This window comes from Halorubrum sp. SD683, assembly GCF_002135045.1.
Taxonomy (GTDB): domain Archaea; phylum Halobacteriota; class Halobacteria; order Halobacteriales; family Haloferacaceae; genus Halorubrum; species Halorubrum ezzemoulense.
Genome location: NZ_NEWJ01000041.1, coordinates 1 through 25343 on the forward strand (window position 1 = coordinate 1; position 25343 = coordinate 25343).

The 25343-nt window shown below is 69.0% G+C and carries 26 protein-coding genes; 12 read left to right on the forward strand and 14 right to left on the reverse strand.

Going from position 1 to position 25343, the window contains the following annotated elements:
• The first annotated feature begins 34 nt into the window (after positions 1-34).
• The 5 genes from B9G49_RS10725 to ftsY all read left to right on the forward strand — a co-directional run bounded on the left by B9G49_RS10725 (position 35) and on the right by ftsY (position 3680).
• Complete coding sequence (locus tag B9G49_RS10725) at positions 35-1012, forward strand: ABC transporter ATP-binding protein (protein ID WP_086216355.1); 978 nt, start codon at positions 35-37, stop codon at positions 1010-1012.
• Positions 1009-1824, forward strand: a complete 816-nt coding sequence (locus tag B9G49_RS10730; RefSeq protein WP_086216356.1) for an ABC transporter permease subunit — start codon at positions 1009-1011, stop codon at positions 1822-1824. Before B9G49_RS10725 ends, B9G49_RS10730 begins: the two co-directional genes overlap by 4 nt.
• 126 nt (positions 1825-1950) lie before the next feature.
• The gene (gene rpl18a / locus B9G49_RS10735; RefSeq protein ID WP_049929511.1) at positions 1951-2127 is read left to right on the forward strand and encodes a 50S ribosomal protein L18Ae; all 177 of its coding nucleotides are present in this window, start codon (positions 1951-1953) and stop codon (positions 2125-2127) included.
• The gene (pfdA, locus tag B9G49_RS10740; RefSeq protein WP_049929512.1) at positions 2127-2585 is read left to right on the forward strand and encodes a prefoldin subunit alpha; all 459 of its coding nucleotides are present in this window, start codon (positions 2127-2129) and stop codon (positions 2583-2585) included. Before rpl18a ends, pfdA begins: the two co-directional genes overlap by 1 nt.
• A 15-nt stretch (positions 2586-2600) precedes the next feature.
• Entirely contained in the window at positions 2601-3680 is a 1080-nt protein-coding gene (ftsY, locus tag B9G49_RS10745; RefSeq protein ID WP_086216357.1) for a signal recognition particle-docking protein FtsY, read from the forward strand.
• Positions 3681-4460: 780 nt separating this feature from the next.
• Here ftsY and B9G49_RS10755 read toward each other — a convergent pair.
• From B9G49_RS10755 to B9G49_RS10780, 6 genes are all read right to left on the reverse strand, one after another.
• Positions 4461-5495, reverse strand: coding sequence for a tyrosine-type recombinase/integrase (locus tag B9G49_RS10755; RefSeq protein ID WP_086216358.1), 1035 nt, complete (start codon positions 5493-5495; stop codon positions 4461-4463).
• The gene (locus B9G49_RS10760) at positions 5488-5868 is read right to left on the reverse strand and encodes a DUF5805 domain-containing protein (protein ID WP_086216359.1); all 381 of its coding nucleotides are present in this window, start codon (positions 5866-5868) and stop codon (positions 5488-5490) included. Before B9G49_RS10760 ends, B9G49_RS10755 begins: the two co-directional genes overlap by 8 nt.
• A 414-nt stretch (positions 5869-6282) precedes the next feature.
• Positions 6283-7188, reverse strand: coding sequence for a hypothetical protein (locus B9G49_RS10765; protein WP_086216360.1), 906 nt, complete (start codon positions 7186-7188; stop codon positions 6283-6285).
• A 100-nt stretch (positions 7189-7288) separates the two neighbouring features.
• Positions 7289-9154: an alanine-zipper protein gene (locus tag B9G49_RS10770; RefSeq protein ID WP_086216361.1), complete on the reverse strand. Its 1866-nt coding sequence runs from the start codon at positions 9152-9154 to the stop codon at positions 7289-7291.
• A 93-nt stretch (positions 9155-9247) separates the two neighbouring features.
• A complete protein-coding gene (locus B9G49_RS10775) occupies positions 9248-10081 on the reverse strand; it encodes an MBL fold metallo-hydrolase (protein WP_086216362.1) in 834 nt (277 codons plus the stop codon).
• Between the two features lie 219 nt (positions 10082-10300).
• Positions 10301-10954 carry a TrkA family potassium uptake protein gene (locus B9G49_RS10780; protein WP_086216363.1) on the reverse strand — a complete coding sequence of 218 codons (654 nt, stop codon included), beginning with the start codon at positions 10952-10954 and terminating at the stop codon, positions 10301-10303.
• 202 nt (positions 10955-11156) lie between these two features.
• On the opposite strand from B9G49_RS10780, the gene B9G49_RS10785 reads away from it, so the two are divergent.
• The 6 genes from B9G49_RS10785 to B9G49_RS10805 all read left to right on the forward strand — a co-directional run bounded on the left by B9G49_RS10785 (position 11157) and on the right by B9G49_RS10805 (position 15682).
• Positions 11157-12611, forward strand: coding sequence for an APC family permease (locus B9G49_RS10785; protein WP_086216364.1), 1455 nt, complete (start codon positions 11157-11159; stop codon positions 12609-12611).
• 4 nt (positions 12612-12615) lie between these two features.
• A complete protein-coding gene (locus B9G49_RS10790; protein WP_086216365.1) occupies positions 12616-13269 on the forward strand; it encodes a TrkA family potassium uptake protein in 654 nt (217 codons plus the stop codon).
• A 250-nt stretch (positions 13270-13519) separates the two neighbouring features.
• Positions 13520-14005 carry a hypothetical protein gene (locus B9G49_RS10795; RefSeq protein WP_086216366.1) on the forward strand — a complete coding sequence of 162 codons (486 nt, stop codon included), beginning with the start codon at positions 13520-13522 and terminating at the stop codon, positions 14003-14005.
• Between the two features lie 136 nt (positions 14006-14141).
• A complete protein-coding gene (locus tag B9G49_RS16560; protein WP_158093612.1) occupies positions 14142-14282 on the forward strand; it encodes a hypothetical protein in 141 nt (46 codons plus the stop codon).
• A 122-nt stretch (positions 14283-14404) separates the two neighbouring features.
• Positions 14405-15148 (forward strand): SDR family NAD(P)-dependent oxidoreductase, encoded by a 744-nt coding sequence (locus B9G49_RS10800; protein WP_049929524.1) that lies wholly within the window; start codon positions 14405-14407, stop codon positions 15146-15148.
• Positions 15149-15268: 120 nt separating this feature from the next.
• The gene (locus tag B9G49_RS10805; RefSeq protein WP_086216367.1) at positions 15269-15682 is read left to right on the forward strand and encodes a universal stress protein; all 414 of its coding nucleotides are present in this window, start codon (positions 15269-15271) and stop codon (positions 15680-15682) included.
• A 97-nt stretch (positions 15683-15779) separates the two neighbouring features.
• Here B9G49_RS10805 and B9G49_RS10810 read toward each other — a convergent pair whose 3' ends face one another.
• From B9G49_RS10810 to B9G49_RS10830, 5 genes are all read right to left on the reverse strand, one after another.
• Positions 15780-17153 carry a glutamate-5-semialdehyde dehydrogenase gene (locus B9G49_RS10810; protein WP_086216368.1) on the reverse strand — a complete coding sequence of 458 codons (1374 nt, stop codon included), beginning with the start codon at positions 17151-17153 and terminating at the stop codon, positions 15780-15782.
• Entirely contained in the window at positions 17137-18012 is an 876-nt protein-coding gene (gene proB / locus B9G49_RS10815; protein WP_086216369.1) for a glutamate 5-kinase, read from the reverse strand. Before proB ends, B9G49_RS10810 begins: the two co-directional genes overlap by 17 nt.
• Positions 18005-18781 carry a pyrroline-5-carboxylate reductase gene (gene proC / locus B9G49_RS10820; RefSeq protein WP_086216370.1) on the reverse strand — a complete coding sequence of 259 codons (777 nt, stop codon included), beginning with the start codon at positions 18779-18781 and terminating at the stop codon, positions 18005-18007. Before proC ends, proB begins: the two co-directional genes overlap by 8 nt.
• A gap of 88 nt (positions 18782-18869) precedes the next feature.
• Positions 18870-19904 carry a glycosyltransferase family 4 protein gene (locus B9G49_RS10825; RefSeq protein WP_086216371.1) on the reverse strand — a complete coding sequence of 345 codons (1035 nt, stop codon included), beginning with the start codon at positions 19902-19904 and terminating at the stop codon, positions 18870-18872.
• A 34-nt stretch (positions 19905-19938) separates the two neighbouring features.
• The gene (locus tag B9G49_RS10830) at positions 19939-20805 is read right to left on the reverse strand and encodes a hypothetical protein (RefSeq protein ID WP_086216372.1); all 867 of its coding nucleotides are present in this window, start codon (positions 20803-20805) and stop codon (positions 19939-19941) included.
• A 119-nt stretch (positions 20806-20924) separates the two neighbouring features.
• Between B9G49_RS10830 and B9G49_RS10835 the strand changes: the two genes are divergently transcribed.
• Positions 20925-21938, forward strand: a complete 1014-nt coding sequence (locus B9G49_RS10835; RefSeq protein WP_086216373.1) for a lysylphosphatidylglycerol synthase transmembrane domain-containing protein — start codon at positions 20925-20927, stop codon at positions 21936-21938.
• A 9-nt stretch (positions 21939-21947) separates the two neighbouring features.
• On the opposite strand, the gene B9G49_RS10840 is transcribed toward B9G49_RS10835, so the two are convergent.
• From B9G49_RS10840 to B9G49_RS10850, 3 genes are all read right to left on the reverse strand, one after another.
• Positions 21948-22415, reverse strand: coding sequence for a hypothetical protein (locus B9G49_RS10840; protein ID WP_086216374.1), 468 nt, complete (start codon positions 22413-22415; stop codon positions 21948-21950).
• Positions 22416-22478: 63 nt separating this feature from the next.
• Positions 22479-24215: a DUF2070 family protein gene (locus B9G49_RS10845; protein ID WP_086216375.1), complete on the reverse strand. Its 1737-nt coding sequence runs from the start codon at positions 24213-24215 to the stop codon at positions 22479-22481.
• Positions 24216-25280, reverse strand: a complete 1065-nt coding sequence (locus B9G49_RS10850) for a glycosyltransferase (protein WP_086216376.1) — start codon at positions 25278-25280, stop codon at positions 24216-24218.
• Between the last annotated feature and the right edge of the window lie 63 nt (positions 25281-25343).

Consider the following 25343-nt stretch of genomic DNA (forward strand, 5'->3'; position numbering starts at 1 on the left):
CACATTTAAGAGCTACAGCGGAGTTGAGGACGGTATGCCCGCTATCGAGTGCCGTGGCCTCTCCAAGTACTACGGCGACGTCCGGGGGATCGAAGACGTCTCCTTCACCGTCGAGGACGGCGAGGTGTTCGGCTTCCTCGGCCCGAACGGCGCGGGGAAGACGACCGCGATCCGCACGCTGTTGGGGTTCCTGTCGCCGACGGACGGCGGCGCTACGCTCCTCGGGCGCGACGCCACGGACCCGGTCGCGTCGCGTCGCGCACGCGAGCGGATCGGGTACCTCCCCGGGGATCCGGGGCTCGACCGCGACCGTACGGCCGGCGCGTTCTTAGACCACCAAGCGGCGCTCCGCGGGGAGTCGAGCCGCGACCGCCTCGTCGAACGCTTCGGGCTCGACGAGTCGCGCCGCATCGGCGACCTCTCCCGGGGAAACCGGCAGAAGGTCGCGCTGGTGGCCGCGTTCATGTACGACCCGGAACTCCTGTTGCTCGACGAGCCGACCTCCGGACTCGATCCGCTGCTTCAAGAGGAGTTCGCGGGCCTCGTCCGCGAGCGCGTCGGCGACGGGGCGAGCGTCCTCCTTTCCTCCCACGTGCTGGGCGAGGTGGCGGCGTTGTGCGATCGCGTCGGCGTCCTCCGAGAGGGGCACCTCGTCGCGGTCGAGTCGGTCGCAGACCTCCGCTCTCGCGGCGGCAAGCAGGTGCGGATCCGCGTCGCCGAAGACGTCGATCGCGGCGACTTCGAGCTCCGCGGGATCATGAATCTGCGCGTCGGGGAGACTGTCTCGTTCACGTGGACCGGCGAGTACGACGCGCTGGTCGACCTGCTCTCGAGGTACACCGTCCTCGACCTCGACGTCGTCGATGCGCCGCTCGAAGAGGCGTTCATGACGTTCTACGACGGCGACGTTCCGGGACCGATCGGCGGCGGCGAGCGTCAGGAGGCCGAGGCGTCGACCAACCGCGGAGCGCACGCGGATCCGACCGCCGAATCGGGGGGTGACGAGCGATGAGCGACCGCGCGACCCCGTGGCTCGCGATCGCACGGTACGACGCCGCCGGCCGGGCCCGCGGAACGGTCGTGCTGACTGGCCTGCTCTCCTCGTTCCTGTTGGTGTTCCTCGCGTTCTTCCCGTCCCTGGCGACCGCGGACGTCGACCTCGACGCGTACGTCGAGGCGTTCCCGCCCGCGGTCCGGGAGGCGTTCGGGATCATCGCTATCTCATCTATCGAGGGCTTCCTTGCGGTTGAGTTCTACCAGTTCGCCTGGCTCCTGCTGGTCGGGCTGTACCTGGCGTACCTCGCCGGCGGGACGATAGCGGGGGACGTCGCCTCCGGTCGCATGGACCTGACGCTGTCGGCGCCCGTCGCGCGACGTGACGTCGTGATCGGTCGGTTTCTCGGACTGGTTCCGCTCGTCGTCCTCCTCAACGTCGTGCTGCCGGTCGTCGCGTACGTCGGCGTCGTCGCGGTCGGCGAGACGATCGCGGTCGAACGCCTCGCGGCGGTCCACGCGCTCGCGGTGCCGTATCACGTGGCGTGCGTCGCGGCGGGTATCGCCGTCTCGACGCTGCTCTCGCGGCCGGGGGTCGCTCAGCGGGTCGCGCTCGGGGGACTGTTCGCGCTGTTCATGTTCGACTCCCTCGTCGCCAGCACCGACTACGCCGCGGCCGGGAACGTCAGCCCGACGGCCCACTACGACCCCTCCGCGGTGTTGGTGTTGGGCGAGTACGACCTCACGGGCGCCGCAGTCCTGCTCGCCGCGACGGCCGTCCTCCTCGCGATCGCTATCGTCCGATTCCGCCGCGCGGACCTCTCGGGATGACCTCCCTCGGCACACGATTTCCGTGACGCGACGCCGTGACGGCCGTCGTCGCGGGCGGTCCGCGATGACGCGGCCGCCTGTCGCCTTTTAGGAAGATACTTCCCTGTCCCTGCCGGATCGGGGAACATGAGTACCTACACGGTGAGTGGACGGTTCCAGAGCCGAGACGGCGACCAGCCGTTCACGAAGGACATCGAGGCGGAGAACGAGGACCTCGCCCGCGAGCGGATCTACACCACGGTCGGGAGCCAGCACAACCGGAAGCGCACCCAGATCGAGATCGAGGAGGTGTCCGAGGCATGATGGGCGGCGGACAACAGCAGCTCCAGCAGCTCTCACAGGAGATCCAGGCGCTCGACGAGGAGATCGAGGCCCTCGAAGGCGAAATCGCCGACTACCGCGAGGAGAAGGCCGACATCGACGACGCCGTCGAGGCCATCAAGACCCTCGACACGGGCGCGACCGTTCAGGTCCCGCTCGGCGGCGGCGCCTACCTCCGCGCGGAGGTCCAGGACATCGACGAGGTCATCGTCTCGCTCGGCGGGAACTACTCCGCGGAGCAGGAGCAGGGCGACGCGATCGACGTCCTCCGGCGCAAGCAGGAGGCGCTCGACGACCGGATCGAGGAGACGCAGGAGGAGGTCGACGAGCTGGAGTCCGAGAGCGACGAGCTCGAACAGCAGGCCCAGCAGATGCAACAGCAGATGCAGCAACAGCAGATGCAGCAGATGCAGCAGGCCGAGGAAGGCGACGGGGAGTAAGACGGAGACGATACCGTGTTCGACGGACTGAAAGACAAGCTCTCCGGCTTCCGCGAGGACGTCGAGGAGTCGACGGAGGCCGAGGAGGACGAGGCCCCGCCCGAGGAAGCGACGACCGCCGAGAGCGGCGCCGACGCGACCGCGGAATCCCGTTCGGCGGTCGACGGCGACGCGGGCGGTTCGGACGAGTCGTCGAACGACGACGAGCCGAGTACCTTCCAGCGCGCGAAGGCGTTCGCGACCGGGCGCATCATCATTGAGGAGGAGGACCTCGAGGAGCCGCTGTGGAACCTCGAGATGGCGCTGCTCGAGAGCGACGTGGAGATGAGCGTCGCCGAGCAGATCCTCGACAGCGTCCGCGAGAGCATGCTCGGCGAGTCCCGCAAGCAGGTCGAGACGACCGGCGAACTCGTCGAGTCTGCGCTCCACGACGCCCTCCTCGACGTCATCGCCGTCGGACAGTTCGACTTCGAAGAGCGGATCGCCAAGGCCGACAAACCCGTCACCATCGTCTTCACCGGCGTCAACGGCGTCGGGAAGACGACGAGCATCGCGAAGCTCTCCGAGTGGCTCGGTGACCGAGGCTACTCATCCGTCCTCGCGAACGGCGACACGGACCGCGCGGGCGCGAACGAGCAGATCCGCGAACACGCCGACCGGCTCGGCCGCGACCTGATCAGCCACGACCAGGGCGGCGACCCGGCGGCCGTCATCTACGACGGCGTCGAGTACGCCGAGGCGAACGACGTCGACGTCGTCCTCGGCGACACGGCGGGGCGGCTCCACACGAGCGACGACCTAATGGCGCAACTGGAGAAGATTGACCGCGTCGTCGACCCGGACATGACGCTGTTCGTCGACGAGGCCGTCGCGGGGCAGGACGCGGTCAACCGCGCGAAAGAGTTCAACGACGCCGCCGCGATCGACGGCGCAATCTTGACGAAGGCCGACGCCGACTCCTCCGGTGGCGCCGCCATTTCGGTCGCGTACGTCACCGGGAAACCGATCCTCTTCCTCGGAACCGGGCAGGGGTACGACGACATCACGCGATTCGACCCTGAGGCTCTCGTCGAGAGCCTCCTCGACGAGGAGTGACCGTCGGGCGGACCGCGCCCACTCTTTCCTTTCGGTCGCCTGAGCCGTTCTCCGCGCTCACCGCACCCCGGAGCGCCAGCTCTCGGAGTGGGCGCTCGCGGGGTGGTAGTCTGGTTCGACGCCCGGCGGCTCCGGCGGTACGGGGCCGCCGTCGCTCCCCGCGGGCGAGAGCTTCTCGTACCAAGGCCCGGCCGGGCCGCGGTACGTGTCGACGCAGTCGACGAACCGGTTGCGCCGCTCGCGGAATCGCTCGGCGGCTACGTCGCCGCCCCGGTCGCGGGCGCGCTCCGCGAGCGCCGCGGCCGCGCCGGTCCCTTCCGCGAGCGCCCAGCCGTACCGCTCGCCGGAGCCGGGTACCGGCTCGCGGTCCGCCGGCGCCGCCGCGAGGCACGAGGCTACGTCGCGAGAGCGGTCGCCGAAGCCGTTCGCCGCGCGGGACAGCCGTCGGGGTCCGACACAGAGGAAGGTGGTGACCGCCGTCCCGGCGAGGACGGACAGGCCGGTGAGGGCGGCACTCTCAGGAGCGCCATCGTCGTTGCTTCACCGTTTTTTCCGACATGTGAGTGACACGGTGCTTCGCCGTCAGTCGACACGCGGACCGTTCGAGCGGCCGGCCGCGCCGTCGACTATTTTCGGAAGGGTTCAGCCCACCGTGCTCGTGTGCGACCACCCCGGTATCTTCGCGACCGGCCCCACAGTTTGGATATAGCCACATACGATTTACGTGGCTGCGCTCGAACGAAACGAGTCGCTACTGGGACGACGAAATTGGAACCACTCTCACGCGAAGAGTCGGTAGACGTTCGCCTCGTAAACCTCCCGGACCTGATCCCCCCAGTTGTGCGTGTACGTGTCGATCACATCGTCGGCGACATCGCCGCGGAGGTACTTCACCACTCCGCGGTCGCCGGTTCTGTCGCGGAGGTGCGTCGTGAAGAAGTGGCGGAAGTAGTGGGGCGTGACGTTCTCGTCGGCGCCGCCGCCGGTCCGGTACCACCCCTCCTCGCGGGCGTGCCGCTCGACGACGTGTCTGACCGCCTGCGGTTCCAATCGTTCCCCCCATCCCTCCGCGGTGCCGACGAACAGCGGCTCAGCCGGCGACGGCGAGTCCGGACGCACCGCGAGCCACGTCTTCAGCGCTCTGCGGAGTTCGTCGTCGACCGGGATCACCGTCCCGCGCTTCCGTTTGTTCGCGGCCGTTCGCACCTCCCCGTTCAGCTCCTCGCCGACGGTCGCCTCGGCGGTCACGAAAATCGAGTCCGGCCGTTCGGACAGCGCCGGGCGTCCCCCGAGCGAGTACGTCGCGTTGAGGAGGTCCGGGTCGCTGACCGACAGGTCTCGCAGGTCGAGGTTACACAGCTCGCCGACCCGCATGCCGGTCTTGAGGAGCGTCACCACCAGCGCGCGGTGGAGCGGGTGCCGGATTCCGGCGACGAACGAGCGCATCGCCGGGACCGAGACGTCGCGGCGGGCCGGGTCCTTATCGACGGTCTCGTCCATTTCCTCCATCACCAGCGTCATTGGGTTACCGTCGAAGGCCTCCACCTCCGTCATATACCCGTAAAACCGGTGGAGGTACGCCGCGTACGTCGCGACCGTGCTGTCGGCGACGTCACCCCGCAGCGAGTGGACGAACGCCATACAGTCGCGGTGCGTCGCGGCCTCCGGATCAACGTCGTCCAGGAACGCCTCGAACCGCCGGAGAACGCGCTCGTACGCCGCCCTGGTCCGGTCCGTCTTTCCGTGGTAGGTGAGGTCTTCGAGGAAGTAGCCGACGGGGTCGTCGGGGTCCGGAGACGCTCTCGCGCTACTCATCGGTCAACACGTACCCCCCTTCTCGGCCGCTGTACCGGATCCGATTGCGCTCCTGTAGCTCGTCGAGGGTCTCCTCCAGTTCGTCCTCCACGTCGCCGACCACCGCTTGGACGAGTTCGTCCCACGAGCGGGGCCCCGATTCGAGAGCCGCGTGGACGCGCTTTTCGAGGTCGCTACCCCCTGGGTCAGCGGGCTCGGAAGGGGACTCCTCCCGACCTTCCGATCCGGTCGGCGCGAACCCCCTCCGCCCGGCCTGAACCATCGTCCTGACGAACTCGCTCAGCGACATGTCGAGCTCGTCGGCGTGGTCGCGCCACACGTCCTTCTGTTCCGTCGGCACGTACGTCTTCACCGACTGTCGATCGCCTCCCATCGTTCTCGGACGACCGTTCTCGCTGCCGTGACTTCAATCTATCCTAGATTTCTGGATAAGTGACCTTATCTCAGTGGGCAGGACCACATTTTGGCCGGGTCGAGTTTATTATCCAACTCTCTAGTATCATTAGTTCCAACTACTAGTTATACAATCCAAGATATTCAATTGGGACACGCGATGCCCAACGGACGGCAATGTGAATCTGATCGGCCCCGGATGTCGTCCGTCGGCCCAATCGCTTTCCCCGCTCTGCGCGAGGCGCTCGGTGCGGCGACGAGAGTCGTAGTGCGAGAACGCTGGGGTAACTGGCGATAGTACTCGGCGGGTGCCGGTTCGAAACGGCACACATCGGCGCCGGACGTCGTCCCGACTCGAACGCGTACATCTCATGCCGCTATACTATCTCTGGTATCAGACGCGGATCTCCGAGTCGGGAGCCTCTCGTTCGAGCGCCCGGAGGACGCGGGAGACCGAATCGTCGGTCTCGGCCGCGTTACGCATCAGGACCGTCTCGCTCGGGAAGAGGTGTTCCCCGACGGCGAGTCCGTGTTCGCGCGCCGTCGAGCCGGTGACGGTGAGGTAGACGCCGAGACCGACTCTGGCTATCGCCGCCTCCTCCTCCTCGTCGGCCTCCGGGTAGACGAACTCCACCCCGTCGAGCGCGTCGGTCCCTAACACGGCAGTGACGAGGCGCTCGTACCGCGGCGAGATACACAGTGACCCCTCGTAGTCGGCCAGATACGCGCGGTCGTACGTCTCTCCCGGTCTGCGTCGGTCCTCGCGTCCCATCAGCGTGTGGTACACCGTGTCACCGAGACCGGTCACCACGCGCACGTCGGTGTCGACCGGGTCGATCCGGTCGTTGATGTCCGAGATGTCGCCGAGCCCGCCCCCTCGGATCCCGACGACCTCCTCTAAGACGAGGTCGGCGGAGTCGAATCCGAGCGCGAACTCGTGGGTTCGGAGCGCACGGAACGGTTCCTCGCGGCCGACGAGCTTGACCGTCACGTCGCCGAGATCCACCGTGGCGGCGTCGAACACGATTCGCCGCGGCTTGCCGTCCCGGTCGTCGCGCAGCAGCGTGTACTCCGGTTCGGCCGCCGTCGTCGGGTCAGAGTACTCCGCGAGCCGCTCGTACGGGCCCTCGTCGGCGTCGACCGACCCCTTCGTGACGGCCTTCTCGTATCGGAGCGTGTTGCTCACGCCGTCCGCGAGCCGGTCGAGGCGGTCGTCGCTCGCGACGGTCGCGATCCGCTCTAAGACCGCTTCGAGCGGGCGCCCCTTCCGGGGCACGGCGACCGGGACCGGGTCTGTCATTGCCCCATCTGCGACCGCGCGCGTAAAACGGGTTGCGTTTTTCAACCGGGGTGCCGCCGACAGCTTTCGGTGTCGCCGCTCGATCGTCGAAACGGAGCGACTACGGGCCGAACGCCTCGTTGAGCCGGGTACGGAACTCGTCGAGCTCGTCGAGGTGGTCGTTGATCTCATCTAGCTCGGCGGCAACGTCGTCGAGGTCCTCTCCGAGCCGGTCCTCGATGTCGGTGAGCCGGCTGTCCACCTCCGCGAGGTCGTCCCACAGGTCGTCGAATTCCTCGTCGAAGCGGTCGAGTCCGGACTCCACGTCGTCGACGCGCTCCGCGACGCCGGCCGCGCGGTCCTCGGCGCTTTCGGCCCGCTCTTCGGCGTTCTCGGCCTGTTCGGCCGCCCTGTCGACCTCCTCGTACAGCGTCTCCACGTCGTCGCCCAGGTCGTCGACCGTCTCCGCGGCGGCGTCCGCCGTCCCCTCCACCCGGTCGACGTCGTCGGCGAGGTCCTCGACGTCGCTCTCGACGGCCGCGACGCCGTCTCGGACCGACTCAACGGTTTCCTCGACGGACGCGACCTCGTCCTCCACGCCGCGCACGTCACCTTCCACGCTGCGAACGTCGTCTTCGACCGCCTGTACGTCGTCTTCCACGCCGCGCACGTCGTCTTCGACCGCATCGAGGTCGGTCTCGACGGCCTCCACGCGCTCGTCGACCGCATCGACCGCGTCGGAGGTCGACGCGACCGCGGAGTCGACGCGGGCGACGTCCGACTCGATCTCCTCGCGATCGTCTTCCGCGTCGTCGAGGCGATCGTCGAGGGCGTCGACCTCGGACTCGACGGCGTCCACACGCTCGTCGATCCCGTCGAGGATCTCTCGGGCGGTCCCCTCGCCGTCGATGAACTCCGCGAGCGCGTCGGCGTACGCCTCGATGTCGGCCACGCTCGACTGGAGTCGAGCGATCCGCACGTCGACGCTGCGCGGCACGCTCGCGTCGAACGCCCTCTCGATGGTCTCGATGTCCTCCTCGTCGGCCGCCCCGGTGCGGATCTCGGCCGCTAACGCGGCCGCGAGACCGCCTTCGCCCGGAAGACTCGCCTCGTCCGTCTCGTCGGTTTCGTCGAGTTCGTCGGCTTCCGTTCCGTCTTCGTCGGCTTCCGTTCCGTCTTCGTCGGCGACTTCCGGCTCGTCTTCGACGGCCGACTCGGCGGCTGTGTCGTCTGTTTCGGGCGTTTCGTCGGGCTCATCGGCAGGGGTTGTCTCTTCGGCTCCGGCCTCGGGTTCGACCGCGGCGCCGACCGATTCCCCCTCATGTGGGGACACCGCGGCCGTCCCGTCGTCGGCGACCGTTCGCGGCTCGGGGGTGTCGGGCTCAGGATCGGCCTCGGTTTCGCGGCCGGCGGCGGCTTCCGTGGCGCTCTCTGCCTCCGGTTCCGGTTCCGCCGCGGGTTCCGGGCCGGGATCGCGGGCCGAGGCGCCCTCACCGGACTCCGCGGGGTCTCCCGCCAACAGTTCGTCCTCTTCCGCCATTCCGGGGAGCGTCGCGCGGTCGCCGGAGAGCACCTCTCGGACGGCGTCCGTGTCGCCGGCGCCGAGGACGTCTTCGATCTCCTCGCCGACCGGCACGTGTTCGATCACCGGCGTGCCGAGGAACCCGTCGAGGTCGGGGTCGTCGTCGCGGATCCCGAACACCGTCTCGACGGTCTCGTCGGGGTCTATCACCCGTTCGAACTCCACGCGGTGGTCCTTGTACGCGGTCCAGTTCTCGCTCTCGTACTCCGGGTGGAACCCCACTCGGTCCATCGGGAACGACTCCGGGATCCGGTCGACGATACGCACCCGTACGGGGTCCTCACGGTGTGAGGAGAGGGTGTACATCACCGCCGGCACGGGGAACGCGTCGTCCGTGAAGGATTTCTCGACGCGGATGCCGTCCTCGTCGACGGTCGTGGCCGCCTCCGCCGTCCGTTCGCTCATACTCCACGGTCCCGGAGCAGGGGCTTAAATTCCACGGGCCGGGTTTCGCCGGTGATAACCGATACGCCGCGAAAACGGCCGCTCAGCTCCCATCTACAGGTCTATTCGATCGCCGATCTCCACGATCTCCAGCCGATCCGGAGACTCGTAGCTCCGCACGTGGTCGTGGAGCGCGGTCGGGTCGGCGGTCAGCCCCTTCCACATGTCCCAATGGGTCGGGACGAGCCGGTCGAGGCCGAGGTCGTTCGCGGCCGTCGCGATCTCGTTCTCGTCGCTGTACCACTTCGTCTGAACCGGTTCGCCCGTCTCCTTGTCCGGTATCGTGCCCTCCGAGCCGAACGCCAGGATGCCGAGGTCGATGTCGAACCGCTCCGCGAGCCCCTCGAACGTCGGCGACGGCTTGCTGTCCCCGGCGTGGAACACCGTCCCGGCGTCGTGTTCGATCACGTAACCCACCGGATGCGTGGCGTCCGCGTCGCGGGTCTCGACGACGTGAACGGTGAACTCGCCGATCCGCAGCTCGTCGCCCTCCGTCACCTCGGTGAACTGGGCGTCGTCGACCGCGTACTTGTCGGTCCACCGCTCCTCCTCGCGCGCGACCGCGAGCGAGTCGTCGGGCGCGACGAGGTCAGCGTCCGCGTTGGCGAGGATCGGCGCCTGCGAGGGCCCGTGAACGTGATCCGTGTGCTCGTGGGTGGCCAACACCGCGTCCGCGACTTCGACGTCCTCGGGGTCGAAGGGAATCGGGATCATCCGTACCGTCCGCGGCGGGTCGCCCGTGCCCACGTACGGGTCGATCCAGAGGGCGGTCCCCTCGCTCCCCTTGATCGCGAAGCCGTTACAGCCCAGGTACCACAGCGCCACCGTGTCGGGGTCGGCGTCCGCGACCGCGCGCGGCAGCCAGTCGCCCCAGTCGGAGTCGGTCATACCCCGTGCTGCGTGAGCGCCGGGGGTAATAATTCCGGAGTGGGTCGGATTCGCTCGGGTGCGTCCAAATTTGTCGGACGCGCGAAGCCGGAATGTCGTTTGAGACGGAACTCGTAAATCACATATCGATATATCGAATCTAGGCGACGAGCGACGAAAACACCCAGTCACGAACGGGCCCTGAGCGGTCGCGACGGCGGTCGCGGCCGTCGGGCGAGGTCACCCGCGAAAGAGTTTGACGACCTCGTCGACGACGTCCGACTCGACGGCGAGGATATACTGTTGTGACGGTTCCAGCAGCGTGTCGGGACCGGCGAGCGACTCTCGGTCCGACGTGGAGATGAGGAGACTCCCGGCCGGAAGGGCGATCTCGTCGAGCCGGCGTCCCGCGACGGGGGCGGACTCGGAGACGGTCACCTCGATGATGTCGAGGTCGGCGGTGGGGAACACGAGCGTTCGGATCTCTTCGCCGGTGAGCATATCGGCCGCGTGGTCGCCGCCGAGCGACTGCGGTAGCAGCGTGGCGTCGACGACCTCGCCGTGTTCCTGTTCGGTCCGCGACTCCGACCTGGCCAGGGTCCGGATAGCCGGCGCGAGGTGGTGCGCGGTCATACAGATCTCCGTGTTCGTCTCCGTCTCGTCGGTCAGCGCCGCGATAGCGTCGGCGTTTCGGAGGTCCGCCTGCCTGAGGATCGACTGCTCGGTGGCGTCGCCGTGGATCACGGGGCCGAGGTACGCGTCAGACAGCTTCTCGACGCGGTCCGCGTCCACCTCGATCAGCAGCACCTCGTGGCCCTGTTCGGTGAGGTTCTCCGCAGTCTGGAGTCCGACTCGCCCGCCGCCGGCGATGACGAATCGCTTTGACTGGGTCATCGTGTCGTCCCTCGGCTTCCGACGGCTTTAATCAGGGCCGGATTCCGGCCCTCTGGAACAACTACCAGCGCGCTGCCACCGGGCGGGCGTATCAGGCCCCGCCACGATTCCGCGACTCCCGAATTCACCCGGGGTATAAAGTGACGAGAGTACCAGTTTCGGGGCGTACGATGGACGATACGGGACGCGGCTTTCACGACCGATGAGCGGAAGCGAGACTCGTTCTCCGGAAGCCGAGCTCGGACTGCTCGACGCGACGATGATCGGCATGGGGGCGATGATCGGTGCCGGCATCTTCGTACTGACCGGACTGGCCGCGGAAATCGCCGGTCCGGCGGCGATCGTCGTCTTCGCGCTCAACGGGGTCGTCACCGCGTTCACCGGCCTGTCGTACGCCGAACTCGCCAGCTCGATCCCGAAGAGCGGCGGCGGGTACGCGTTCGTCCGGGAGATATTCGACGACCTCTCGTCGTTCATCATGGGCTGGATGCTCTGGTTCGCGTACATGATCGCCGGGGCACTCTACGCGCTGGGATTCGCTCCGAACTTCCTCGAACTGCTCCACGTCTACGGGGCCGTCGCTCCGCCGGAGGAGGTCGGTGACGTCATCCTTCCCGTCGTCGGCGCGCAGGTCAGCCCGGGCTTCCTGCTGGCGTTCGTCGCCGTCTTCGTGTTGGTGGCGCTCAACGCCGTCTCAACGGCCGCCAGCGGGAAGGCAGAGACGGTGTTCACGATAATCAAGGTGATCATCCTCGTGGTGTTCGTCGCCTTCGGGCTGGCGTCGCCGATGTTCTCGGGCGCCGAGTTCCAGCCGCTGTTCCCCGCGGGCGGCGGAGCGGGAGCGGTCCTACCGGCGATGGGGCTCACGTTCATCGCCTTCGAGGGGTACGACCTCATCACGACCGTCACGGAGGAGGTGAAGAATCCCCGGGAGAACATTCCGAAGGCGATCTTTGTGAGCCTCGCCGTGACCGTGGTCGTCTACCTGGCCGTGGTCACCGTCGCCGTCGGAACGCTCGGGGCAGAGGGGCTCGCGGAGGCGGGGGAGGCCGGGATCGCCGCGGCGGCGACCTCGTTCATGCCGACCGGCCTCCCGATCATCCGGAACGGCGGCGCGCTGGTCGTCTTCGGCGCCGTGTTCTCGACGCTGACGGCGCTAAACGCGGTCGTGATCGCCTCTTCGCGGGTCGCGTTCTCGATGGGACGCGAGGGGCAGTTGCTGCCCTCGTTCGGCCAGATCCACCACCGATACGGGACGCCGTTCGTCGCGATCCTCGCGAGCGCCGTGGTCATGTTGGGCTCCGTCGCGCTGCCGACGCAGAGCGCGGGGAACATGTCGAGCCTCTTCTTCCTGCTCTCGTTCGTCATCGTCAACGTCGCCGCGATCAGGCTGCGACGCGAGCGACCCGACATGAACCGTCCATACGAGATGCCGTTCTATCCGGCCCCCCCGCTAATCGGCATCGCGCTCAACCTGGTCTTGACCGGGGTGCTCGTGGAGTACCTGCTGCGGACGGACCCGTTGGCGCTAGCGCTCAGCGCGGCGTGGATCCTGCTCGGCGGCGCCGCGTATCTCGCGCTCAACAGACTGCGGGCGGAACCGGACGCGGACTCGGCGGCGGCAGACGCGACGGCCATTCCGGAGGCGGAGGACTGAATCCATGACGAGTTCACTCGACATCGTGATCGCGGGCGGCGGACGTGTCGGCTTCCAAACGGCTGAGCTACTCGCAGACCACGGCCACGCGGTGACGATCGTCGAGCGGGACGAAGACGTCGTCTCCGAGATCGCAGACGAGTACGTCGCCACGGTGATCCGCGGCGACGCGACGAACCCCGACATCATCGAGCAGGCCGGCGTCGAACGGGCGGACGTCGTCGCGGCGCTCACCGGGGAGACGGGGCTCAACCTCGCGGTCTGTCTGGCCGCCAGGGAGCTCTCTCCGGGGACTCGGACGGTGGCTCGCATCGACCGGGCCGCCGGCGAGGCGTACACGCGGTTCGTCGACGCGGTGTTGTTCCCGGAGCGAGCGGGTGCCCGCGTGGCGGCGAACGAGATCGTCGGTGACGACGTCCAAGCGCTGACGGACGTGACGGGCGACCTCGACATCATGCTCGTCCGCATCGCGGAGGGAGCGCCGGCCGCCGGGAAGTCGCTCACGCAGGTCCGGTTTCCGGACGGTACCCTGGTCGTCTCCGCCGCGGACGCCCAACAGGTCGCCCGTCCCGACACGACGCTCACGCCGGGGAAGCGCTACGTCGTCGCCGTCGAGCCCGGCGTGGCCGACGAGGTGATGAACCTCCTTCAGGGGTGAGCAGGACCGACGTGTACGCCGGCTCCCAGTGACACTCTCTCCACGGGGACGTTCGGGCGGCGCGTGTGTCGCTGCGGCGACGGCCCTCTCGGGCTGTCAGCGTGGGCGACGGATTGAAGCGCCGTCTGACCGTTGCTAGGCTGTATGCGTGACGACGACCTCGGAGCAGGCGGAGCGGCCGCCGACGCCGCGACCGACCCGGCCGAACCTGCCCGTCACACGACCGTTCGGGACGCCGAGTGAGCGTCCGATGGCAGTCCGTGCGCTGCGTTCTCTCGTCGCTATCCTCGTCGGACCGCACGAGCTCGCGCACGCGGCGGTGGCGCGACTGGCCGGCATGACCCCCGAGATCACGCTTCTCCCGGAACACGCGAGCGGGATTCCCCTGGGGCAGTTCGACGCGACGATTCCGCCGTCGACGTCGACGAGCGTCATTCGGGTCTGCGCGCTCGCGCCGCTCCCGATCAACCTCGCCGTCGCCGTCGGAGTGGGGACCGCGCTGCCGGCGGACTCCCCGCTCGCGGTCGCGTTGTTTCCGCTGATCGCGTACTGGGCCACGCTCTCGGGCGGGGACGTGGCCGTCGCGGCGAACCCGGTGGCGGCGCGGAACGCGGGTCGGTTTCGCGCGCCGGGACGGTGGTGGCAGACGGTCGCGTCGCTCCTGCTCGTGCCCCCAGTGGCGGTCGCCGTCGCGGTGTCGCTGCTCGTCGACCTCCCACCGCCGGTCTCCCCCTAGCGGCCACTCCGCCGGACCCGCGTCGGCACCGGTCGCGTAACGAGCGGTCGGCCGGCTGCGAGGGCCTTTCGCGGTCGATACGGGCCGATCGCGACCGAGGATTTAATCCTCCGCAATTAGTATGTTATACTGTACCATGTGTCACGGACGCACTCCGCGAGAGTGGACGCGAGACGAAGAGGCGACGAGCGAGGAGACCGCCGAAGACCCGTCGCTGTCCGAACCCGACGAGGCGACGGACGTCGAGATCCTCACGGACGGCGGCGACGACGAGTAACCCGGCGGTCGACTCGCCGGTCGCCGTCGCGCCACTGCTTTTTCGAGGCGATGCCGACCACCGACCGCCGACGCCGCGATCCGTGAGGAACGCTTAGGAGCGATCCGGTGCATGGATCCCGCATGGAGCTACGCCCCGACCTGAGCGGACGGACCGCCCTCGTGACCGGCAGCGCGAAGCGCGTCGGCCGCGAGCTATTGCTTTCGATCGCCGACTGCGGCGCCGACGTCGTGGTACACTACAACGAGAGCGAGGCGGCGGCGACCGCTACCGCCGAGGAGGTCCGCGAGCGAGGCGGGACCGCAGTCACCGCTCAAGCCGACATCACCGACCCGGACGCCGTCGACGAGCTGTTCGACACAGTGGAGGCCGAGGTCGGGTCGGTCGACATCCTCGTCAACAACGTCGGCGACTTCGACGCTCGCCACTGGAGCGACATCGAGTGGGAGTCGTGGCGGAACGTGGTCGAGACGACGTTCTACGGCACGGTGCTCTGCTCGCGTCGGGCCCTGCCCGCCATGCGCGACCAGGGGTGGGGCCGAATCGTGAACCTCGGCTTCGCCGACAGCGACCGGATGCACGCCCACCCCGTGAACTTCCCCTACTTCGTCGCGAAGACGGGCGTGCTCATGTTCACGCGGATGCTGGCGGCGGACACCAGCGACGACGGGATCACGGTCAACGCCGTCTCGCCGTTCGCCGTCTCGAACACCGAGGCCGGCGTCGAGGACTTCCCCCGCGGCCGCCCGGCGGGCTTCGAGGACGTCGCCGCGCCGCTCCGGTTCTTCCTGAGCGACGCCGCCGCGTACGTCAGCGGCGAGAACGTCGCCGTCGACGGCGGGCGACTGCCGGAGTTCGACGCCTGACTGGGAGGACTCCGGCCCGTCACGGTGGCGCCCGCGCCTCCGGCGGGCGACGAGCGGGGCGAACGGACGACCGACCTCGACCGGAGCAACGGTTAATATTATCTGACACGTGAGAAGCGTATGGCTATTCTCGCTGCCATCAGCGACGACGACCGCTACGAGGCGGTGATCGAGACCGCGGCGCGGCTGGCCCAGGCGACCGGTCAGTCGCTGACGGTCGCCCACGTCATCAGCAACGCGAGCGCGTCTGGGGCGGAGCGGAGCTTCCGCGACGAGATCGAGTCGTTCGTCGAGGATATCGGCGTGGGGACGACGGTCACGCTCGAACATCTCGACCGGAGCGGGCTTCGGTCCGGAACGGCGGTCGGGAAACAGCTCGTCGATATGTCGGACGACGTCGCCGTCGAGCACATCGTGATCGGGCACCGGTCGAAGGGCCAGTTGGCGTCGCTCCGAGAGGGGAACACCGCGTTCGCCGTCGCCGAGGGAGCATCGGTGCCGGTGACGATCGTCCCCGGCGCGACGGGCGAGTGAGCGACTGGCACGGGTCGGCTGCCCGCCCCTCGCGGTCCGCGCAGTCACGGGCCGACCGACTGGCGGCGATCGGACCGACGGGGTATCGGCGCCGTCGCTATCGCGTCGACAGCGAGCCCGGCGTCCACTCGGCGCCGTCGAGCTCGCGGTGCGTGAACGGGACCGCGTCCTCGCCGCTGTAGCTCGCGACGAGGTGGCCGTCGCCCTCGAGGTAGTACTTGTACGTGGTGAGCCCCGCCAGTCCGACCGGCCCGCGGGCGTGGATCTTGCCGGTCGAGATGCCGACCTCGGCGCCGAGCCCGTAGCGGTAGCCGTCCGCGAACCGCGTCGACGCGTTGTGGAACACGCTCGCGGCGTCGACGCCGGTCATGAACGTCTCGGCCGTCTCGGCGTCCTCGGTGAGGACCGACTCGGTGTGTTTCGATCCGTGGTCGTTGGCGTGTTCGACCGCGGCGTACACGTCGTCGACGACGGCGATCGACAGTTCGAGGTCGCCGTACTCGGTGTCCCAGTCGTCGTCGGTCGCGGGCTCGATGTCGACGACCTCGCGGGTCCGCCGGTCGCCGCGCAGCTCGACGCCGGCCGCCTCGTACCGCTCGACGAGACCGGGGAGGAACGCGTCGGCGACGGACTCGTGGACGAGCAGCGTCTCGACGGCGTTACACACCGCCGGGTACTGGACCTTCGCGTCGAAGGCGACGGCTTCGGCCATCTCCAAGTCGGCCGCCTCGTCGACGTAGACGTGGCAGATCCCCTCGGTGTGTCCCAACACGGGGATCTGGGTGTTCTCCTGGATGTAGGAGACGAACTCCGAGGAGCCGCGCGGCATGACGAGGTCGACGCGGTCGTCGAGTTCGAGCAGGCGGTCGACCTCCTCGTGCGCCTCGATGAGCGCGGCCCAGCCGTCGGGCAGGTCGGCGGTCGCCTCAACGATCGCCTCGTACAGCACGCGGTTCGACTCGCTGGCCTCGCTGCCTCCTTTGAGGACGACGGCGTTGCCGGACTTCAACGCGAGCGCCGCGATCTGGACCAGGGCGTCGGGCCGCGACTCGAACACGGTCGCGACGACGCCGATCGGCACGGCGACCCGGTACAGCTCCAAGTCCTCGTCGAGCTCGCGCGCCGCGAGCGTCTCCCCGAGCGGGTCGTCCTGTGCGGCGACCGACTCGACCATCGAGGCGATCTCCTCGATCTTCGTCTCGTCGAGCTTCAGGCGGTCGACTAAGGCCTGCGTGTACTCCCCCTCGGCGAGCATCCGCTCCGCCTCCTCGACGTCGACCGCGTTCGCGTCGAGTATCTCGGACTCGCGCTCGCGGATCGCGTCGGCGATCGACCGGAGCGCCTCGTTCCGCGTCGCCTCGTCGGCGTTCGCGAGCCGGAGCGCGGCGCGTTCGGCCCGCCGGGCCAGCTCGTCGGTGTCGGCCTCCACGTCGGTGTCCGGTTCCGTGTCGGTGTCACTCATCGTCGTCACCAGTCTCTGGCACGAATAGCGTGCCCGTCGGCTTACCCGCTACGATCCGCGCTAACACGTCGCGCTCGGCGGAGCCCGCGATGATCGCTGGGATCCCGTTGCGGCTCACGTCGTGGGCACCCTCCACTTTCGTGCGGATCCCGCCGAAGTCGGTCGCGGTGCCGTCGCCGACGATCTCGCGGAGCCGCTCGTAGCCGTCGTCGACCGCCTCGATTAGCTCGGCGTCCGCGTCGCGCTTCGGATTCCCGGTGTAGACGCCGTCGACGTCGGTGAGCGTCACGAGGAGGTCGGCGTCGAGACCGATCGCGATCGACGCCGACAGCATGTCGTTGTCGCCGATCCGGAGCTCGTCGGTCGCCACCGCGTCGTTCTCGTTGACCACGGGGACGACGCCCCACGACAGCAGCTTCTCGACGGTGTTGGTGAAGTTGTCGAACCGCTCCGGCGCGTCGAGGTCCGTGCCCGTCACGAGGATCTGCGCCACGTCCTGGTCGAACCGCTCGAAGCTCTGCGTGTAGTGGCGCATCAACAGCCCCTGTCCGACCGTCGAGAGCGCCTGGCTCTCGGCGATCGAGTCGACCCCGTCGCGCGACTCCGGTCCCACGTCGAGCCGTCCGGTGCCGGCGCCGACCGCCCCCGAGGAGACCAACACGACCTCGGTGCCGCGCTCGCGGAGGTCCATCACGTCGGCGACGAGCTTGTCGAGCTTCACGCGGTCGAGCCGGGAGTCCGCGTCGGTCAGGGAGTTCGTTCCGGCCTTGACGATCACCCGGTCCGCGCCGGCCGCCTCCCGCCGAGCGGCCTCAACGCGCTCGGGGTCTGCCGTGCCGACTCGCTCGACGCTCGCGTCCTCAGGCATCGTCGAAGGCCTCGGCGAGCTCTCGGGAGCGACGCTCCGCGGCCGCAACGGCGTCCTCGACCGCCTCGTCGGCGTCGCTGTCCCAGAGCACGTCCATCCCCTCGATCGTCGTCCCGTTGGGCGAGCAGACCGCGTCGATCAGCTCGTCGACGCTGCGGTCGTCGCGCAACACCGTCTCCGCGGCGCCCTTGAACGTCTGGGCGGCCAGCGTTTCCGCCTGCTCGGGGTCGAGTCCGCTGTCGATCCCGCCCTGCTTCATCGCGTCGATCAGGTAGAAAGCGAACGCGGGGCCGCTGCCGTTGACGGCGGTCGAGACGTGCATCAGCGACTCGTCGACCTCGACGAACTCCCCGACCGCGTCGAGCATCTCGCGGACCTCGTCGGTGAGGCCCGCGTTCGTCGCCGCCGCGGCCATGTCGCCCGTCTCGGCGGCGAGGTTGGGCATGATCCTGACGACCGGCGCGTCCGTGCGCTCGGCGACGAACTCGCGGGGGAGCCCCGCCGCCAGCGTCACGAGCTGCTGGTCCGCCCGGAGGTCGAGGTCGTCGAGAACCGCCGGCGCCACGTCGGGCTTCACCGCGAGGACGACGATGTCGGCGTCGCGCGCCGCCGCCACGTCCCCGGTCGTCTCGTCGACGGCGTCTTCGATCGCGGCGAGCGCCTCGAGGTCGAGGTCGATCGCCGTGAGGTGGTACCCCTCCGCGCGGGCAAGCCCCCTGAGCAGGGCGCCGCCCATGTTCCCGCAGCCGATAACGCTCACACGAGTCATTTGGCTCTACGGAGTCGACCGGAGGACATACCAACTGCGGTTTTCGCAAGTTTCCGCGAACGGCCGCCGATCGGCCGCTCCGGACCGCTCAAACAAGATCCGCGTACAGCGAGCGGTACCGGTCGGCGATCGCGTCGAGCGAGAACTCCTCACTTCGCGCCGCGGCGTTGGCACCGAGTCCCGCCCGGCGGTCGGCGTCGCGGAGCTCGTCTAGCGCGTTGACGAAGCCCTCGACGTTGTCTCCGGGGGCGTCGGTGACGTCCGCGCTCGCGGCGCCGTCTCCACCGCCCTCGCTGCCCACCTTCAGACATTCCTCGCCGTCTTCCAGCCACGAGAACGTCTCGATGTCGCGCACGACGAGGGGTTTCCCGGCCGCCATCGCCTCCAGCAGCGCGATCCCCTCGTTCTCCTCGTGGGTCGGGAAACAGAACACGTCGCCCGCGGCGTACGCGCCTCGGATGTCGTCGACGAACCCCGTGAACGTACAGTTCGACGGCGCCTCGTCGATGAGCCGCTTCGTCTCGCGGCCCTTCAGCGATCGGTCGACGTGGCCGAACCACGCGAAGTCGACGTCCGGCATCCGATGGGCCGTCTCGACGAACGTCTCTAACCCCTTCCGCTTGATCACGTGGCCGACCATGAACACCGTCGGCGGGTCGAGGTCGTAGCGCTCGCGGTACTCCGCTTCCAGCGACTCGAAGCCGTCGAGCTTCTCGCGGTCAACCCCGTTCGAGACGACCGTCGTCGGCACGTCCGCGTACCCGCGGATCACGTCGCGGTTGTACTCGGAGGGACAGACGAGCCGGTCTGCGAGCCCGTACGCGCGCCGGAGGTACGGCTTCAGCGGTCGCGCGAGCGCGTTCGTGAACCGGAAGCTGTCGCCGAAGTCCTCGGCGGTGACGTGGGTGTGCGCGACGACGGGCACGCCCGCCTTCCGGGCGCGCCGCGCGTACCAGACCGAGCGCGGGCCCATCAGATTGAGGTGGAGTACGTCGGCTTTCAGCGTCGGCTCCGTGGTGTACTCGATCCCGACCCGGTCGAACATCTTGCGCTGGTGGTCGACGGACGCGGCCATCCCGCCGGTGACGTGCTCCTCGAACTCGAAGTAGTGGCTGACCTTCATCGGAGACACCGGCGGTGGACCCGGTTGGAGCCGATCACTCGACTTCCAGCCACGGGACCTCCATCAGCGCGGGGATGTACGTCTCGATGTGGTGTTCCCAGACGCCCTCCTCGCCGAACGCCTCGCCGTGGTCGGCGGTGACGACGACGTCGCCGTCGAGTTCCTCGACGAGCTTCGAGACGCTCTCCAAGGCGATCCGGAGGTTCTCCTCGTACATCGACAGCGCGGTCACGCGCGTGCCGTCCGTCACGAGGTCCTTCGGGTCGAGTTCGAGCCACAGCCCCGCCTTCTGGGCGAACTCGCTGTCGTCCAGCCGGCTCTCGATCTTCGGCCGGACTGTGTCGCTGAGCGAGGAGAGCAGTCCGCCGTCGTCGTCGCTGCCGTCGCTCGCCTCCTCTTCCCCCTGCTCTCTGATCCCCTTCTGGATCTGCTTGAGCTTCTGCCCCTTCCCGCGGGAGAGGTAGGGAGCGTGCGGCTGCATGTAGTGGAGGACGGTGCGGTCGGCGCGCTCGACCGCGTCGAGGTTGTTCCGGTACGCCCGGGTGAGCCCCTCCGGCGGGACGGTGCCGAGATCGTCGTCCCACTGGGTCTTCCAGACGTCGTGGATGTCGCTGATGTGCTCGGAGGCGGTCCACTCGTAGTCGCAGCTGGCGCCCCACTTGAGCTCGTTCAGCGGGATCCCGAGGTCGTTGATAAACGGGTTCCCGGAGAAGTACGCGATGTCGTGTTCGCCCGTGAACGTGCGGTAGGCCCACTCCGGCGTCGACGACCCGACGCTCTCGCGCTTTTCGAGCGTCCCGTCGAGGTACTCGTCGTACACGTCGGCGAACACGTCGTACCGGCACGCGTCGAGCACCAGACAGTAGTCCCAGTCCGACTCGAGGAACCGCTGATCTTCCATTGGGTGAGTCGTCGGCCCGCCGGTACGTATGTATTCCCATTCGGCGCCTCCGGGGTCGAGAGGGCCGCGCGGCGGCCGCGAAGCAGACGTTTCAAGTTCGCTACCGACCCACCCCGTCTATGGAAGGCCCACAACGGCGCGCGTTAATCTTGGGGGCTGGCGGCGCGGTCCTCCTCCTCGCGGTGCTTTTCGTCGTCGTCGGGGTCGATCGCGTCGTCGACGCGCTCGTCCGCGCCGACCCGGCGCTCGTCGCCGCGGCCGCCGGACTGGGGCTCTGCTGGCTCGCCGCGTGGAGCCTCATGCTGCGCGCGGTGTTGGGCGCGCTCGACGTCGAGATGTCCGTCCCGACCGCGTTCCTCGTGTACAGCGGCGCCGCGTTCGCCAACAACGTCACCCCGTTCGGGCAGGCCGGGGGCGAGCCGGTCGCCGCCGCGCTCATCTCGAAGGTGGGTGAGGCGCGCTACGAGACGGGGCTCGTCGGCATCGCGAGCGTCGACGTGCTCAACGTCGTCCCCTCCGTCTCGCTCGTGTTCCTCGGCGTCGGGTCGTACGCGGCCACCACCGCGGTCGGCGACCGCGTCGGGTTCGCCGTCGCGAGCGCGGTCGGCCTGATCGCCGCGATCGTCACGGCGATCGCCTTCATCTGGCGCTACCGCACCGCCGTCGTCGACCGCGTCCCCGGCGCCGTCGGGCCGTTCCTCGGGCGGTTCGAGCGTTTCGACGCCGAAACGATCGAGGCGGGGCTCGCCGACCGGCTGGGGAACTTCTTCGCCGACATCGAGCGCGTCGGCACGGACCGGCGGCGGCTCCTCGGCATCGTCGCCCTCTCGCTCGTCGGGTGGCTGTTTCAGGCGGCCGCGCTCACCGTCGCGTTCGCCGCGGTCGGGCACCCGGTCTCGCCGTTGATCCCCGTCTTCGTCGTCCCGCTGTCGTACGTCGCGGGCGCGACGCCGCTCCCGGGCGGACTCGGCGGCATCGAGGCCGCGCTCGTCGGCCTCCTCGTGCCCACGACCGGGGTCGCCGCGTCCGCGATCACCGCCGCGGTCCTGGTCTTCCGCGGCGCGGTCTACTGGCTCCCGATGGTGATCGGCGGCGCGTCGGCCTCCGCCCTCGGGGTCAAGGCGTTCGAGTAGCGCGGGTCGTCACGGCCGATCCGTCCGTCTGCGCACCGCCGCGCCGGCGACGAATGCCGCGCTCCCGAGCGTGAGAGCGGCCACGAGAGCGACGACCGGGCCGATCCGGAGCCCGGTCAGCAGTTCGGCGCGGGGACGCAGAGCGACGACGGACGGACGCGGGACCGCGTACCCGCCGTCGCAGAGCGTATCGCCGCGGGCGAGCGCAGCGAGCGGCGGGACGACGAAGACCCAGACGGTCGCGAGGAAGACGGCTCCCCAGCCCACGAGGAGGCCGCCGCGACATCGTCCGGCGTCCCCGGCTGCGCCGACCGCGACGGCGATGAGGGCCGCCCAGAGGGGATAGCGTCCGGCGGCTCCCGTCGGCTCCCACGGGAGGACGACGAGGAGCGAGGCGGAGACGAACGCGGCCGCGACGACGCCGAGGGCGCGTTTCGGCGTCCGATCGGTGCTGAGGAGGAGGGTCCGGGAGACCATATCGGGGTCTCGGAGCGAGCGCACAAAAACGGCGGGTGCGGCTTCGCCCGGAGTACCACCGTCTCAGAAGAAGAGCCACAGCACGAGCAGCACGTACAGCGTCACCAGAGCGATGATCGTCAGGCGGATGAGGATGTTGACGCTGAACACGAGCCCGTTGTAGTCATTTTTCAGCAGCTTCACCGGCTCCGTCCGTCGGCTCGCGAACCCCACGGTCGCGGGCGCGACGTCGTCGACGGCGCGGTCGACCGCGCGCTCGATGGCGTCGAGGTCGGACTCGCGCATGTTCGCCAGCTCGTGGATCGACGCGTGGGTGTCCGTCGAGAAGGGGATCACGGCGTCGAACTCGTCGCGGTACGCGTCGGCGGTCGCCCGCACGTCCGGGGTGAGGCCGTTCGTGTCGACGCCGATCCAGAGCACCTCCTGTCCGTCGACGGACTCGACCATCGCCAGCGCGTTCTGTGCGGTCCGCGTCACCGCGAAACCGGCGGCGTAGCCGTCGGCGAGGTCGGCCGTCGCGAGCCGGTCGCGGAAGTCGTCGAACGCGCGCTTCAGTCGGTCGGCCTCGGCGGAGCCGTACTGTATCTCCACCTCGGGGCCGTTCTGGATGTCGTGTCTGTGCTGGTCGATCAGCAGCACCTCGTCGTGGTCCACGTCGCGCATGAACACGCCGGTGTCGTAGTCGTCGATCCCCTCGCCGTGGAGGACGATCACCTGCCGGTCGCCGATCCGTCGGCCGTGGAACCTGACGTCCGCGTACCCCTCCCGCTCGCCGTACGACTCGGTGACGAGCCGCGAGACTCGCTCCGTCCGGTCCGGGTCCGCGACCGCGTCGAGGATCCGCTCCGCGTCCGCCGGGTCTGAGAGGTCCTCCTTGTGGGTACACGGGACGTGGAAGAAGAAGCCGGCGTCGCCGTCCGCGGCGGCTCCGCCGTCGGCCGCGACCGCGGCGCGGTCGGTCGCGCCGTCCTCGCCCTCCCGAGCGCCGTTCAGCGCGTCGATCAGGTTCCCGCTCAGCTGGCCGCCGCCGAACCCGCCGAGCGGACCGGGGTGGACCCACGGCGCCGCGACGGTGAGCCGGTCCCCGTTGTCGACCGCGAACGTCTCGACCGCGGGGCGGGCCTCGACGCCCAAGTCGAGCGACTCGCGGTCGTTCCGGAGCAGTCCGGAGGTGAGCGCGAACGCGGAGACGTCGGTGTTGCTCCGGATCAGGTAGTCGACGACGAGGAGCACCAACACGAGGAACCCGGCCGCGATGAGCAGCGACGCGAACGCGAACACGTGGCGGTACGTCGAGAAGCCGAGCTCGCTCCCGCCCAGCGCGTAGAAGGCGGCGATGAGCAGGGCCGGCTCGGCGAGCGACGTGAGGAGGATCCGGTCGGAGCGGTCGATCCCCGTCGAGACGACGAGCACCAGGATGTTGAGCAGGTACAGCGTGATGAAGCTCAGCCAGATGATGCTCCACGCGTTCCCGACGTTGTCCGCGCCGGAGAGCACGAGCGCGTACACGAACAAGACGAACTGTGAGGTGACCGCGAGGAAGTAGCTCCACGACCGCGGGTAGCCGTCGAGGACGCGGGGGAACAGCTCCGCGGCGACGACGAACGGGACGAGGAAGATGAGGACCGCCACCGGCACGATCCGCGACGGGTCCAGAGCGAACGGCGTGAAGACCGTTATCGCCGCGACCGTGGCGACGCCGTACACCCCGCTCAGAAGGACGAGCGCGGCGGCCTGAACCCGGAGCCGCGGCACCGAGAACACGAGCCGCTGGAAGGCGTCGACGTTGTCCGCGCCCATCTAGCCGGTCACCCCGTAGATCGATTCGAGCTCGTCGACGGTCTGCTCCACCGAGAACCGCTCGACCGCGGCGCGGGTGTCCCTGTCGCCGTCGAGGCAGTCGCGGACCGCGCGCTCCATGTCGTCGAGGTCGTCCAGCGCGAACCGCGCGCCGTTCTCCGGACCGATCGTCTCGTCGAACGGCGCCACGTCGGCGGCCGCGACCGGGGTGCCGCAGGCGTTCGCCTCCAGCGTCGAGAGCCCGAGCGTGTCGCAGGTCGAGGCCGTGACGAAGACGTCGAGCGCGGCGTAGAAGTCGGGGAGTTCCTCCCGCGGGAGGAAGTCGTGGAACCGGACGTTCGCTGAGGCGTCCGCCTCCAGCTCCGCCCGGACCGGCCCTTCGCCGACGAGTTCGAACCGCGCCTCGGGGAGCCGCGCCGCGAGCCGGAGAATCTCGTCGACCTTCTTCTTGCGGGTCATCCGACCGCTGTACCCGACGACGGGCCGGTCGTCTCCGTTCGGTCCCCCGTCGGCCGCCAGCGAGTCCGCGCCGGCGTTCTCGCGGGGGCGGAACCGGTCCATCTCGATGCCGACCGGGAGTCGGTACGGCTTCACGTCGCGGCGGATCCGCGAGGTCGAGGCGGTGACGCAGTCGAACGCGTTCAAAAAGCGGTTCTCGTAGGCGACGTACGCCCGTCCCGCGAGCGCGGCGAGCCGTTCGGACTTGAGCCCTTGGACGAAGTAGTCCTCCACGGGGGTGTGATGGGTGTACACCGAGGTGGCGCCGTACCGCTTCGCGTACCGGAGCCCCATCAACCCAGTCGACGCCGGGCCGTGACAGTGGACGACGTCGAGGTCGGGCAGCGTCGAGAGGCGGCGGTAGGTGGGGAAGCGGTACTGCCGGTAGAACGGGTTCGGCAGCGAGCGGACCGGGATCTCGCCGTCGTCGGGCTCGTGGCTGCTCGCGGGGTAGACGACGTACACGTCGTGGCCCCGCGCTTCGAGGCGCTCGCGCCACGCCTGTATGGTGTAGGTGACGCCGTCGATCCCGGGGAAGTAGCTGTCTGTGAAGAAGCCGATGTTCATGGTGGCGTCTGTCGGTCGTGCGGTCGCGGTCGGCCGCGGCCGCACGACCGACAGACGCCACCA